Raw genomic sequence first — 13608 nt, forward strand, 5'->3', positions numbered from 1 at the left:
AAACTATTTTTAGTTTACAATAGTGTTGCAGTACTTGAAATTGTCGCGTTCAGAACCTTAGAAACTGGACAATTTTGTTCGGCTTTTTGAACTAACTCTTGAAAAGCATCTGCTGTAATACTATCAATTTTTGCATCAACCGTAAGATGAGATGTGGCAATGACACCATCTACAAAATCAATGTCACATTTTGTTTCAATATTTTCAATAGCAAATCCTCCTTCGCTAATATATGCCGATAATTGCATCGTAAAACAACCCGCATGTGCGGCTGCCATCAATTCTTCAGGATTTGTCCCCACACCTTCTTCAAAACGTGATTTAAAAGAATATTGCGTTTTATCAAGAGTAGTTGTTTGAGTGGTAAGTGTACCATTTCCTTCTTTAAGTGAACCTTCCCAGTGTGCTGTTGCGTATCTTTTCATAATGCTTTTTTTTAGTGTTATCTCAAATCTACAAAACTAAAACAAACGTGCCTGCCAATAAAATATTAATTAACGTAACTTTAGGCATGTATCTAAAGTGCAAAAAAAACTTCCTGAAAAATATCTGATATAAAATTTGTGAAAGACACCCTAAAATAAATATAATTTGAGTACGTTTGATTACTAAATATCTTACGATTTGTTTAAAATCGATTCGGTAATACCCGTTAATCAAAAACTATGAGCAACTCTTTCTCCGAGAACATTAATGAAAATTTAAAAAATTTTATTTCTTTTTTAAAAAATCCAACAGATCAAAAAGGAGCCGAACTAACTTTTTTAGAACGACTTAAAAACGTACTTGCTTTTATTATACTTGAGATGCCTGTTTTACTACTGATGATAGGCATCATTAGCGGACTAGAGAAGCTTGAATGGATTGATACTGAAAATCATTCGATTCAAGAAATGATGAAGACAATACCAATTCCATTGTTTTTTATTTTAGCTGTATTTATAATTCCACTTTTTGAAGAATTAATTTTCAGGTTGTATTTACGATATCAGTACAATGGTGTTATTCAAATTATACTAGGTTTTGCCTCTTTTGGTAGTACAACAGCGCGACAAAAAACAAACCTCAAACTGCAATCTATTTGGACAAAATACTACGCTACAGTTTTCTTTTTCTCGGCCTTGTTGTTTGGTTTCATTCACATTTTCAATTTCGAAACAAGCGCAAATGTATTATTGTTATCACCACTTTTAGTAGCCCCACAAATTATGATGGGACTTATAACCGGTTTCTTGAGAATAAAACAAGGTTTTCTAGCAGGTTACATGATGCATGCCATTCATAATGCTATTTTTATAGGTATTTCAATCCTTGGGATGAATAGTATGATGATTAATGTTGATGAAAACACCCCTAAATACAACGTTAAAATAGAGCAAAACAACGATGCTTTTTCTAATGCATCTTTTAAAAACTATGTGGACAGTTTAGCGTACACTAATACAACCATTAAAACTTTGCTAGCGCGGGTGTTACAAACTAGTGAACAATTAATAGATGTGAACGATTCTCTTGAAACAACAAAAAGTTATAGTTTTCATTTTAAAAACAAAACCAAAGATACGCTACAAACAAGAAAAATAGCCCTTGAGCAACTCAAAAAGCATTTGGGTTTCACCATTATCAAAAAAAATATTGAAAAAGAAAGTTGGAACATGAATATTGTAAATCCGGCTTTGTTAGCAAAAAGTTTGGCAACTGACTCAAAAATTATAAATGCTACAACGATCTCCTTTAAAGAAATTCGTATCGAAAATGGAACGTTAGCTGCTCTAGCATCTTCCATTAGCAATCAAAAAAACATATTATTTAACGATCAAACTCCTAACACAAAAAACAAGTACAACATTACTCTAAACTCAGATAGTTTAGATAAGATAATCCAGCAGCTAGAATCTCAATACGGTTTAAAAGTCGTAAAAACTAAGGAGAAAAAAGAAGAATACTTGATTGAATTCAATGAAAAGAAAGAGCAATAATTAATATATTGTAAGAACTTAAAATTACTTTTTTCTAAAAAAATTATTTGATATTTAACCTAATAGAAAAAGTAGAACCTTTATGCACACCAATGCTTTCAGCATAAATGCGGCCTTTGTATTTTTCTATGATTTTTTTACACAAATACAATCCTATTCCTGTTGAGGCTTCATTATTTGTCCCTAAACGGCTTTTTGATGTGAACTTGTCAAACAAATGCTCTAAATCTTGGCTTTTAAATCCCAAACCAGCATCTGTAACTTGAATAAGTATGTTTCTACTGTCTTGTATCATATTGATTCTAATAACACTGTCTGGAAAAGAAAACTTAATAGCATTATCAGTAAGGTTAATTAAAACACGTACTAATAAATCTTCATCTATATGAATTAAGGCGGTAGGCAACTGTGTTGCATATTCCAAAGTACAGTTTTTAGAAATCAATTTTGCGGCTAACTGCCCTGATACTTTGCTTAAAACAGTATTGAAATCTATTTGGTTTGCAAAGTATTCTTTTTTTGATATTTCGTCTTTATCACGTATCAGTGCAATTAAAGTTTCAATGAATGCAAGTTGCTGATTCGTAGAATCTGTGATTAAATTGGCATACTGACTTATTATTTCAGACGGATTTTCATCTAAAATTAAGGTAGAAAGCCCCTGAGCATTAGCGGCAAAACCTCGTAAGTCATGTGATAACAAATAAATCAAATCTTGCTTATCATTGATATAAGTTTCATAATCTGCTATAGAGGACTGAATATTTGCCAATAATAATCCTGTTTCATCTTGAAATTGAGTTGGTAAATTGGGTATAATTCTATTGTTTCTATAGTCTAATAATGCGCTAGAGGCAAGCTCAATAGGCTTTATTAACTTTTTGAGCACTATCAAAGTTATCAATGTTGCGAGTAAAGTGAGTACTAAAGTAACGACAAGAATCATTATAGATTGCAATTCTTGGTTTCCAAAAAGAAGAAAAAGTGAAACCCCTATTAGTGGAATGTGAATTCCCAAAAAAGCTACAAAAAGAAATTTATAGGCATATTTTTTTCTCAAAAAAGAAATTTTGTGTAATTTTTCATATAGTTTCATACTACTGTAATTAGGAATGGAAATTATAAATAAACTACGAAATATCTATTTAAAAAGTTCTCCAATTTTGTAAAAAAAATAAATTAAAAACTCCCTAATGATTTAAATGTCAAAACTTTTAGACAAAAATAGATTTAGCCAATAAATTAGACAAAAAGAGTTAATTAACTAAAAATTAAAAATATTTGTGAAATTGAATTTATAAAACCAATCAATCACTTATTTTTGTGCTATGGCTAAGAAAAATACAGACAAAGTTGTCTTTCATCAAATAAAAGTCCTTGATGCTGGTGCAAAAGGCGTTTCGGTAGCAAAGGCTCCCGATGGAAAAGTAGTTTTTATCCCGAATGTAGTTCCGGGAGATGTAGTTGATGTGCAAACTTTCAAGAAACGCAAAGCGTATTATGAAGGTAAAGCAGTTCATTTTCATGAGTTCTCAGAGCATCGTGTAGATCCTATTTGTGATCACTTTGGAGTTTGTGGAGGGTGCAAATGGCAAAACATGAACTACAATCAACAATTGGTTTTCAAACAAAACGAAGTCAAAAACCACTTGCAACGTATTGGAAAAATAGAACTTCCTGAATTTGAATCAATTTTAGGTTCAGAGAAAAAGTTTTTTTACAGAAATAAAATGGAATTTTCGTTTTCAAATAGCCGTTGGTTAACCGAAGCTGAAATTGAAAGTACTGAAGATTTAGGAAATAGAAATGCACTTGGTTTTCACATCCCTAAAATGTGGGACAAAATTCTAGACATTAATAAATGTCATTTACAAGAAGATCCTTCAAACGCCATTCGTAATGAAGTTAGAGATTTTGCAAATGCAAATGGATTAACTTTCTTTAATCCCAGAGCACACGAAGGTTTATTACGTACCTTAATGTTACGTACCGCCTCAACAGGTGAGATTATGGTATTGATTCAATTTTTCGAAAATGACAAAGCCAACAGAGAGTTGATTTTAGATCATCTTTATGAAAAATTTCCGCAAATTACATCGTTACAATACGTAGTTAATAATAAAGCAAACGATACGTTGTACGATACGGATATCAAGTTATACAAAGGAAGAGATTACATTCTAGAAGAAATGGAAGGGTTGAAATTTAGCATTAATGCCAAATCTTTTTACCAAACCAACTCTGACCAAGCTTACGAATTGTACAAAATCACAAGAGATTTTGCAGGTTTAACAGGAAATGAAGTAGTGTACGATTTGTATACTGGAACAGGAACTATAGCTCAGTTTGTTTCTAAAAAAGCTAAAAAAGTAATTGGTGTAGAGAGTGTTCCTGATGCTATAAAAGATGCAAAAGCGAATGCTGTTCGAAATGAGATCACGAATTGTGAGTTCTTTGTTGGAGATATGAAAGTAGTGTTTAATGATGCGTTTATAGCACAACATGGTCAACCAGATGTCATTATTACAGATCCACCTAGAGATGGAATGCACAAAGATGTAATAGAACAAATCCTAAAAATTGCTCCAGCGAAAGTGGTTTATGTAAGTTGCAACTCGGCTACACAAGCTCGTGATTTGGCTCTAATGGATGAAAAATACAAAGTAACTCGTGTACGTCCTGTAGATATGTTTCCGCAAACGCATCACGTAGAAAATGTAGTGCTTTTAGAAAGAAGGTAAGCCTCTTAAACCCTAAAGATGGGAACATTATAAAGAAAGATGAAAAAAATATTTCTATTTGTATTAGTATCTGCATTCGCTTTTTCTAGTTGTGAAAAAGACGATATCTGCGATCCAAAAACACCTACAACTCCTAGATTAATAATTGATTTTTACGATTTTGAAAACCCATCTGTAAAGAAAAATGTAAATAGCCTACAGGTTATAGGCGAAGGTATGACAGATGCTGTTTTATTTAATGGCAGCCCTACTACTAATGGAAATAGAATTGCAATTCCACTAAAAACGGTTGGTACTAGTACCAGTTTTAGGTTTACACTAAATTCAAACAATGCGAATCCTGCTTTAGTTGACGCGGATCTTATCCGTTTTAATTATACCACTCAAGAACTTTTTGTTTCAAGAGCGTGCGGATATAAATCGCTTTTTATATTAGATCAAGCAGCACCATTTGTTCATACTGATCCTATTGCAGCTAATCAACGATGGATACGACTTATAGAGGTGGTAACAAGAAACATAGACAATGAAAATGAAGCACACATCAACATCTTTTTTTAGTATTTGTTTTTTGTTTCTGATAATTAGTGTTCAAGCACAAGAAACAACAAAAAAAATAGAAGTTAAAAAGCCAGCTACCATAACAACGGTTGAGCCCACAAAAACAACTAAAGAGCAAATCATTCCTAATACGCCGAAAACAAAAAATGCGCCACTACCAACTGTAGCCGTAAAGGACTCCATACCCGTAAAAGTAGATCGATATGGAATTCGTGTAGGTTTAGATTTGTATAAAGTAACTCGTGCACTTTATGACAAAGATTATAAGGGATTAGAACTTGTGGGTGACTACAGATTAACTAAAAAATATTTCCTTGCTGCCGAGCTTGGAAACGAAAATAAAACCACAGCTGATGATCGTGTAAACTTTACCACAAAAGGAAGTTACATAAAAGCAGGTTTTGATTACAATGCTTATGAAAACTGGCTGGATATGGAAAACATCATTTCAATTGGTCTTCGTTATGGTTTTAGCACGTTCAATCAGCAATTAAACAATTACCGAATATACAATGCCAATCCATACTTTCAAGAAAATCCTATTATAAATTCAGGGAAAACTTTCAATGGATTATCTGCGAGCTGGATTGAGGTTGTTGCAGGTATAAAAGCAAAAGTATTTGATAATTTTTTTATGGGCTTCAGCCTTCGTTTGAATCGATTGGTAACTAATAAAGAACCTGAGAACTTCTCTAATTTATATATTCCGGGATTTAATAGGACGTATGATGGGAGTTTTGGAGTTGGATTCAATTATACAGTAACGTATTTTGTTCCTATTTATAAAAAGAAAATAAAACCAGTTTCAGTGACGAAAAAGTAGCAAAAAACAGGTTCACTTACACAACTTAAAAAATAATTAGCTAACTAGCTGTTTATATTGTAAAAGTATTTTTCTAGGATTTAAAAACGTTCCAGTGCTAAACGCAGTTAGAGTTAAAATTCTTTATTTTTATGTTTTGTTTAACTTGTCTAGTAATCACTGTATCTAAACTGAACACTATTGCCCAACTTGGTGAAAGAGAGTATTACAGTAAGTATCTATCGAGAGTTAATTAAACATTTGCTTTTGAAGCTACTTTTTTTGTTATAGTCTTTGGTTGAGGTTTTCTATCGAAAAGGTACTTTAGAACTAAAGTATAAAAAGCAAAAATTGATGTGGTTAAAGTTCCAATTATAAATAGAAACTCTGTTTGAGTTAATTCAAAGAAATCAAAACATTTTCCAAAACCATGGAATAAAATAAGAACACCTATGAAAACTCCCCAAGTAGCAGAAAATTTAAAAGCTTTTATTGCGTTATCTTTTCTTAATTCACGTTCAAGTTTTTCATTTTCTTGCTCAATCTTAAATCTTTCCAATTCCAAAAACTCTGTATGAGTTTTTGGGTCATAGGGTTTCATCAAGTTCTCCTCTTTTTCAGCTTCGTCTTTAAGATTATCTGTTTTTGGTGCGCTCTCAGTGTCTGTAATTAAGGCTTTATCTGAGAGCAAGTCTGCTAATTTTTTACCCATTAGTTACGCTGAAAGTTTTTGTTTGTAATAATCTTTTATAATGCTGTTTTCAATAATTACATTATGGGTTCCGTCCCAAGTTTTCTCCCAAGGACTGTCTTTTTCGTGAGTTAATGCTGAGAGTTGTAAACCCGATAAATGTTTGTATTTATTCCATATTTTTTTGAGGAAGTCTTTATGATCCGCATCTATTTCATTTTTAGCTGAAATATTAATTAAAAAAGGGTCAACATTATTTTTTCCAAAAATCCTTACTGTTTGATATAAATCAGGAATTACAGAGCCATATTTCCAAGCTTGAACTTGATTTGGAAAAAGAGGCTTTCCTGTAACACCTAAATGCCAACCGTGAGCAATATAAGTTAGTTTTAGTAATTTCATTGGATCAATTCCTTGACCTTCTTCTTTAGCTAAATCAATAAAATACTTCGCTATGTCAAAACAATTATACATTCTATTTAGGATTTTAATTATTTTCTCTTTAAACAAAGTTACTAAAAATAAGACAATTAATAAAACTGCTTTAATTACGTATTTCGTTTTTCTTTTTATTTTTTTTTAACGCACAATTTTGCTATAATATTATCTAGCCTATTTCCTTGAATCCTTTAATGAAAATCCATTTCATATACAATTTCTCACCATCTTTGGTTTGTACGGCTTGAAATTTTGGAGCTACTAAAGTTCCAATTACAAATGCCGTTATTGGAATCCATAAACCAGTTAGATTAGTATACATCGCAATAGCATATCTTGCGGCGATAAATAAAACTGCAAAGCTTGCTAATTGATATACAAATGCTTGTATTTGCTTTCTTGTCATTTTTTATAAGTCTTAAAGTTTTATTGTAAAAAGTAAAAATTTATCATTACTTATTCAGCACTATCTTTTGTAGTCTGATCCGAATCCTCTGAGCGAACAGACGAAGTAAACTTTGTTCTTTTACTGCCTTCATACATCTCATATTTTACTAGTCGAGCCTCAAGACCTGCATTAAAAAGTTTGATTTTTCTAGAAGGTTTTAAACCTACATGTTTTAATGCTTCTAAGTTTGCAGTGATCATCCAAGCGTTTGTACCTGGATAATTTTTCTTTAAAGTGTCACCAACGTTCTTATAAAACTCCTCCATATGAATGTCCAAACGCTCGTCATAAGGTGGATTAAATGTAATATGCAATTTGCCTTCAGAAGTTTTCTCAGTATCAAAGAAGTTTTGATCTTCTATTGAAATGTATTCGTCTAGATTGGCATTTTTAATGTTGTCCTTCGCTTTTTGAACCGCACTTGGAGCTTTGTCATAACCCTTTATGGTATAATGAAATTCGCGAACACGTTTTAATAAACTATCCGTAATGGCGTCAAACAAATCATTGTCCCAATCATTCCATTTTTCGAATGCAAATTGTTTACGGTTGATATTAGCTGGAATATTACACGCAATCATAGCGGCTTCGGCTAAGAAAGTACCGGATCCACACATTGGATCTAAAAAATCTGTTTGACCATCCCAACCAGAAAGCAACAAAATCCCGGCTGCCAAAACCTCGTTTATAGGTGCAATGTTAGTTGCAGTTCTATATCCACGCTGGTTCAATCCATTACCAGATGTATCTAGCGCTACCGAAACTTGGTCTTTATCAATATGAATATTAATTCTTAAATCAGGGTGAACTTTATCAATACTAGGTCGTTGACCTGTTCTTTCTCTAAACTGATCTACAATGGCATCTTTACATTTTTGAGAAACAAATTCAGAGTGATTAAAATATTCTGAATGCACTGTGGTGTCAATAACAAAAGTCTGGTTAGCATTCAATAATTTAGACCAGTTTACTCCCGCAATACCTTTGTATAATCCTTGTTCATTATTGGCCTTAAAAAAATAAATAGGTTTTAAAATTTTTAAAGCGGTACGCAACGATAAATTAGCCTTGTACATAAACCCTTTATCACCTTTAAAACTAACCATTCGTACCCCTTGCTCTATATTTTGTGCGCCTAGGTTTTGTAATTCTTTTGCCAGTATTTCTTCAAAACCAAAAAAGGTTTTGGCAATCATTTTATAATTATTTTCCATTGTAAAATCAAGTATTCGTTGCAAAAATACACTAAATTTGCATCAATCGAATTAATTGAAAAAGAATAAATGTCTGCATCACAAAATACATCCCTTGAAAATCAACCCAAATCAACTGAAAACTGGTACACCTCTTGGTTTGATACACCTTATTATCACATTTTATACAAGGATAGAAATTACAGGGAAGCTCAAGTTTTTATGGACAACCTTACACATTATCTTAATTTACCAGAAAATGCTAAAGTGCTTGATTTAGCATGTGGCAAAGGCCGTCATTCTATATATTTAAACCAATTGGGTTTTACCGTTCTTGGTGTCGATTTATCTGAAAACAGTATCGCCGAAGCGAATAAAAATGCTAATGAAAAATTACAATTCAAAGTTCATGACATGCGTGAGCCATTTGAAGAAAAATTTGATGCCATCTTTAATTTGTTCACCAGTTTTGGCTATTTTGAAAATGACGAAGACAACCTAACAACGCTTATAGCCATCAAAGAAAGCTTGTCCGAATACGGTTTTGCAGTAATTGATTTTATGAATGTCCCTAATGTCATAGAAACACTTGTCCCTACAGAAACTAAAACCGTTGATGGTATTGATTTTAACATTACCCGATATTTAAAAGAAGGCCATATTTACAAAGAAATTGACTTTGAAGATAAAGGTCAAAAATACCATTTCACAGAAAAAGTAAAAGCATTAACGCTGAAAGATTTTGAAGAATTAATGGAGCAAGCCGGAATTTATCTCCTAGATACCTTTGGGGATTATAAATTAAAAAAATTCCATAAAACAGAAAGTGAACGCTTAATCATGATTTTTAAATAATAATGAATTACCTTTTACCTTTACTTTCTGTACTATTAGGGTATATCATTGCCTCACTATTAAAACCAAAAAACAAGACCAACTTAAAGTTACTCTTAGCTTTTAGTGGTTCTTTTTTATTGTCGTTAACCGTCATGCGCCTGCTTCCAGAAGTATACGAAAACAAGCAAAGCAATATTGGAATTTTTATCATGATAGGAATTCTATTCCAAATCATATTAGAGTTTTTCTCTAAAGGCGCAGAGCATGGACACGTACACGGACATGAAAACATGAATCACATTCCATGGTTATTGTTCATCAGCTTATGTATTCATGCTTTTTTAGAAGGTTTTCCTGTGGGTCATCAACATGATAATTTAGCCATCGGTATCGCAATACACCACTTGCCTATTGCTATCATCTTGACTACGTTTTTCATCAATTCCCTTCTCAATCCAAAAGCAATTTTTGCCTTCATGATTACTTTTGCCATCATGACGCCATTAGGCACACTTACATCTGATTATTTGCCATTTATTAGCCAATACACCACTCAAATCACAGCAATAGTAATAGGAATCTTATTCCATATTTCATCTACCATTATTTTTGAAAGCAGCGAAGGACACAAGTTCAATATCGCCAAAGTTTCAATGATTGTGATAGGAATTGTATTGGCATATTTTATATAAATTTACACTGTGGGCGTGCCTGCCAGAAAAAGGCGGTCGGGCTATTCGCTGCAATCTTTTTTCATTTCGCTACCGCTACATGATAAAAAGGATTTCCGCTACTATCCCTCACGCGAAACAAGAACAAATAGAAAATTTAGTGCTTTAGCATCACAAATTTAGAAACACATGGAATTCACTAAAACCACCGAACAATCCTCAAAATACGAACATTTAGAAAAAATGTCCGTTCAAGAATTGTTGTCAAATATCAATCAAGAAGATAAAACAGTTCCTCTTGCTGTTGAAAAAGCATTGCCCCAAATAGAAAATTTAGTAACCGAAATTGTCACTAAAATGAAATTAGGCGGTCGTTTATTTTATATAGGAGCCGGTACCTCAGGAAGATTAGGTATTGTAGATGCCTCTGAATGTCCGCCTACATTTGGTGTTCCATTTGATTTAGTGGTGGGGATTATTGCTGGTGGTGACACAGCCATTCGTAAAGCTGTTGAAAACGCCGAAGACCATACAACGCAAGCTTGGATTGACTTACAAGCTTTTGCAATAAATGAAAAAGATGTAGTTATAGGCATTGCAGCTTCGGGCACAACACCCTATGTTATTGGAGGCTTACAAGCGTGTAACGAAAATAACATAGCTACTGGAAGTATTTCTTGTAATACTGGAAGTAAGTTGTCACAAACGGCTAAATTCCCAATTGAAGTAATTGTAGGTCCAGAATTTGTAACCGGAAGTTCCCGAATGAAAGCCGGAACGGCACAAAAACTAGTACTCAACATGATATCAACTGCTACCATGATTCAGCTTGGTAAAGTGAAAGGAAATAAAATGGTTGATATGCAACTCAGCAATAGCAAACTGGTTGACCGCGGCGTAAAGATGATCATGGAAGAAATTCCGGTCACCTACGAGCAGGCTTCTGCCTTATTGTTAGAGCACAAAAGCGTGAGAAAAGCTGTTAATTTTTATCTAGCGCAATAACGATAGTACTTGTAACTATTTTGCATTTTCAAAAGCTTTAACCTAAAATTTTAAAAGAAACAATGGCTACAAATAGAGAATTATTATCAAAAGGAATAAGGTATTTAGCAGGTGCTTTGCCATTATTATTTTTAGGACCAACAATAATTCATAATGCTTTTATGAACAAGCAAAACATTTGGCATTATCTAGTATTAAGCGTTGGCGTGATTGTTTGTTTTATTGCCATGTACCTAATGTATGTAGGGTTAAAAACAATTATGAAAAGCTTATTTAACGACTAATGAAAAACCTCATTCACCTTCAAAAAACATTTGAAAAAACAAATCCGTTTGATAACTCGATAAGCAATCAAGAATTTGAAGAATGTATTTTTTTAAATTGTGATATATCCAATGCGGTTTTGTCCAATGCTACCTTTATGGATTGTGTATTTAAAGACTGTAATCTTTCTATGACGAGATTAGCTAGTGCTAGTTTAAAAGGAGTACAATTTAAAAACTGTAAACTATTAGGGATTTTGTTTGATGAATGTGATGATTTTTTATTTCAAGTGGAGTTTGAAGAATGCATTTTAGATTATGCCTCTTTTTCCAATAAAAAGATGCCTAAAACCAAGTTTATTTCCTGTTCGTTGAAAGAAGTTAATTTTTCTGAAACCAATTTAACGGGTTCCAATTTTAATGGCAGTACGCTACAAGGAGCACTGTTTAACAACACGCAATTAGCTGGTTGTGAATTTACTAAAGCCACAGATTACAGCATAGATCCAGAGTTCAATCCGATGAAAAAAGCGAAATTTTCAACTCAAGGAATTGGTGGTTTATTAGACAAATATGACATTAAAATACACTAATTTTACCCCAGATGGAAGTGAAAACCCATGAGACTGGAAAGCTATTTTTTTCTTGACTTAAAAGAGCGACCAACGGAAGCTCCTTTTATGGCACTAGAAAAAAAGATTTACAGTCTTATGAGTTGCAACAAACAGCTGGATTAGGTTCAAAAAAACTATAAAAAACAACAAATGAAAAAAATAATACTACTCATGACCTTACTGCTCCTCGTGTCTTGTTATGATGCAGAAAGAAATTGTAAGGATTTTAAAACGGGTAAATTCAAGTTTGAATATGAAGTAAATGGAGTTAAAAAAACCACTTTCTTTGAACGCAATGATAGTATTGAAATTGAGACTTTTGAAGGAAAAACAGATACTGCAAGCGTTCGCTGGGTAAATGATTGCGAATATGTATTGCTCAAACTACACCCTAAAAACATGGCCGAAGAAAAAGCGATTGGCATGAAAATTTTGACAACATCAAAAAATTCCTATACCTTTGAGTTTGGAATGGTAGGATCTGATGCTAAACAGCGCGGAACCGTGACGAAGCTTGCCAATTAATAGATATCAACCCTAACTAAATATAATGGAAGTATTTTTAAACCCTGATGCGTGGATAGCCCTTTTAACCTTGACTTTTCTTGAAATTGTTTTAGGAATTGACAATATCATTTTCATCTCTATTGCTACTGGAAAATTACCGATCGAACAACGCAAAAGAGCCACTAAAATAGGAATGTTCCTGGCAATGTTCATGAGAATAGCACTTTTGTTTGGTATTAATTTATTAATTCAAATGAAAGAACCATGGTTTCACATTGAGTTGAGTTGGTTTTCGGCTGGAATTACGGGTCAAAGCCTAATTTTACTGGGTGGTGGGTTATTTTTGATTTACAAAAGTACCAATGAAATTCGAGAAAAAGTGGATGAGAAAGGACATGAGGAAAAAGAACTTGGAAAAGCGGCTACAAAATCATTTCAAAACGTTATTTTTCAAATTATCTTGATTGATTTGGTTTTTTCTTTTGATAGTATTTTGACAGCGGTAGGAATGACAAATGGTGTTGAAGGTGCCTTATACATTATGATTACAGCAGTAATAATTTCGGTACTTATTATGATGCAATTTGCGGTTCCTGTTGGGAATTTTGTCAACAAACATCCATCTATTCAAATCCTTGGGCTTTCATTTTTGATTTTAATAGGTATGATGTTACTTACTGAAAGTGCTCATCTATCTAACGCTTTGATCTTTGGAAGTCACGTAACACCCGTACCAAAAGGCTATTTGTACTTTGCTATTTCGTTTTCATTATTAGTAGAAGTACTGAATATGAAAATGAATAAGAGCAAGAGTAAATAGTAAGTAGTTAAAAGTGAATGGTGAAATTGAATCCTTTT

General features: G+C 32.8%; 17 protein-coding genes. 11 read left to right on the forward strand and 6 right to left on the reverse strand.

Annotation, left to right across the window (positions count from 1 at the left end; all coding sequences use genetic code 11):
* Window positions 1–14: 14 nt before the first annotated feature.
* On the reverse strand, window positions 15–425 hold the full coding sequence (locus tag AC061E_RS09140) for an OsmC family peroxiredoxin (protein WP_478285958.1): 411 nt from the start codon (window positions 423–425) through the stop codon (window positions 15–17).
* 240 nt (window positions 426–665) lie between these two features.
* Between AC061E_RS09140 and AC061E_RS09145 the strand changes: the two genes are divergently transcribed.
* Window positions 666–1979, forward strand: coding sequence for a CPBP family intramembrane glutamic endopeptidase (locus AC061E_RS09145; protein ID WP_478285959.1), 1314 nt, complete (start codon window positions 666–668; stop codon window positions 1977–1979).
* A 43-nt stretch (window positions 1980–2022) separates the two neighbouring features.
* On the opposite strand, the gene AC061E_RS09150 is transcribed toward AC061E_RS09145, so the two are convergent.
* Window positions 2023–3075, reverse strand: coding sequence for a sensor histidine kinase (locus tag AC061E_RS09150; RefSeq protein WP_478285960.1), 1053 nt, complete (start codon window positions 3073–3075; stop codon window positions 2023–2025).
* A 232-nt stretch (window positions 3076–3307) separates the two neighbouring features.
* On the opposite strand from AC061E_RS09150, the gene rlmD reads away from it, so the two are divergent.
* The 3 genes from rlmD to AC061E_RS09165 are packed head-to-tail and all read left to right on the forward strand — an operon-like array spanning window position 3308 to window position 6104.
* A complete protein-coding gene (gene rlmD, locus AC061E_RS09155) occupies window positions 3308–4720 on the forward strand; it encodes a 23S rRNA (uracil(1939)-C(5))-methyltransferase RlmD (protein ID WP_478285961.1) in 1413 nt (470 codons plus the stop codon).
* Window positions 4721–4759: 39 nt separating this feature from the next.
* Window positions 4760–5281 (forward strand): DUF6452 family protein, encoded by a 522-nt coding sequence (locus AC061E_RS09160; RefSeq protein WP_478285962.1) that lies wholly within the window; start codon window positions 4760–4762, stop codon window positions 5279–5281.
* Window positions 5253–6104, forward strand: coding sequence for a DUF6048 family protein (locus AC061E_RS09165; RefSeq protein WP_478285963.1), 852 nt, complete (start codon window positions 5253–5255; stop codon window positions 6102–6104). Before AC061E_RS09160 ends, AC061E_RS09165 begins: the two co-directional genes overlap by 29 nt.
* Before the next feature lie 232 nt (window positions 6105–6336).
* Here the strand turns inward: AC061E_RS09165 and AC061E_RS09170 are convergent, their stop codons facing one another.
* The 4 genes from AC061E_RS09170 to AC061E_RS09185 all read right to left on the reverse strand — a co-directional run bounded on the left by AC061E_RS09170 (window position 6337) and on the right by AC061E_RS09185 (window position 8874).
* Window positions 6337–6795: a hypothetical protein gene (locus tag AC061E_RS09170; protein ID WP_478285964.1), complete on the reverse strand. Its 459-nt coding sequence runs from the start codon at window positions 6793–6795 to the stop codon at window positions 6337–6339.
* A gap of 3 nt (window positions 6796–6798) precedes the next feature.
* Window positions 6799–7248: a Panacea domain-containing protein gene (locus tag AC061E_RS09175; RefSeq protein WP_478285965.1), complete on the reverse strand. Its 450-nt coding sequence runs from the start codon at window positions 7246–7248 to the stop codon at window positions 6799–6801.
* A 133-nt stretch (window positions 7249–7381) separates the two neighbouring features.
* Window positions 7382–7618, reverse strand: a complete 237-nt coding sequence (locus tag AC061E_RS09180; protein ID WP_478285966.1) for a hypothetical protein — start codon at window positions 7616–7618, stop codon at window positions 7382–7384.
* A gap of 50 nt (window positions 7619–7668) precedes the next feature.
* Window positions 7669–8874, reverse strand: coding sequence for a THUMP domain-containing class I SAM-dependent RNA methyltransferase (locus tag AC061E_RS09185; RefSeq protein ID WP_478285967.1), 1206 nt, complete (start codon window positions 8872–8874; stop codon window positions 7669–7671).
* Between the two features lie 69 nt (window positions 8875–8943).
* On the opposite strand from AC061E_RS09185, the gene AC061E_RS09190 reads away from it, so the two are divergent.
* The 7 genes from AC061E_RS09190 to AC061E_RS09220 all read left to right on the forward strand — a co-directional run bounded on the left by AC061E_RS09190 (window position 8944) and on the right by AC061E_RS09220 (window position 13570).
* Window positions 8944–9708, forward strand: coding sequence for a class I SAM-dependent methyltransferase (locus tag AC061E_RS09190; RefSeq protein ID WP_478285968.1), 765 nt, complete (start codon window positions 8944–8946; stop codon window positions 9706–9708).
* A 2-nt stretch (window positions 9709–9710) separates the two neighbouring features.
* Window positions 9711–10382 (forward strand): ZIP family metal transporter, encoded by a 672-nt coding sequence (locus AC061E_RS09195; RefSeq protein WP_478285969.1) that lies wholly within the window; start codon window positions 9711–9713, stop codon window positions 10380–10382.
* A gap of 168 nt (window positions 10383–10550) precedes the next feature.
* Entirely contained in the window at window positions 10551–11366 is an 816-nt protein-coding gene (gene murQ / locus AC061E_RS09200) for an N-acetylmuramic acid 6-phosphate etherase (protein ID WP_478285970.1), read from the forward strand.
* 62 nt (window positions 11367–11428) lie between these two features.
* Window positions 11429–11650 carry a DUF6095 family protein gene (locus AC061E_RS09205; protein WP_182651089.1) on the forward strand — a complete coding sequence of 74 codons (222 nt, stop codon included), beginning with the start codon at window positions 11429–11431 and terminating at the stop codon, window positions 11648–11650.
* Window positions 11650–12222, forward strand: a complete 573-nt coding sequence (locus tag AC061E_RS09210) for a pentapeptide repeat-containing protein (protein ID WP_478285971.1) — start codon at window positions 11650–11652, stop codon at window positions 12220–12222. Before AC061E_RS09205 ends, AC061E_RS09210 begins: the two co-directional genes overlap by 1 nt.
* A 171-nt stretch (window positions 12223–12393) precedes the next feature.
* The gene (locus AC061E_RS09215) at window positions 12394–12768 is read left to right on the forward strand and encodes a DNA topoisomerase IV (RefSeq protein ID WP_478285972.1); all 375 of its coding nucleotides are present in this window, start codon (window positions 12394–12396) and stop codon (window positions 12766–12768) included.
* A 25-nt stretch (window positions 12769–12793) separates the two neighbouring features.
* The gene (locus AC061E_RS09220; RefSeq protein WP_158729079.1) at window positions 12794–13570 is read left to right on the forward strand and encodes a TerC family protein; all 777 of its coding nucleotides are present in this window, start codon (window positions 12794–12796) and stop codon (window positions 13568–13570) included.
* Window positions 13571–13608 lie beyond the last annotated feature (38 nt).

The organism is Flavobacterium sp. GNP011 (assembly GCF_056428925.1).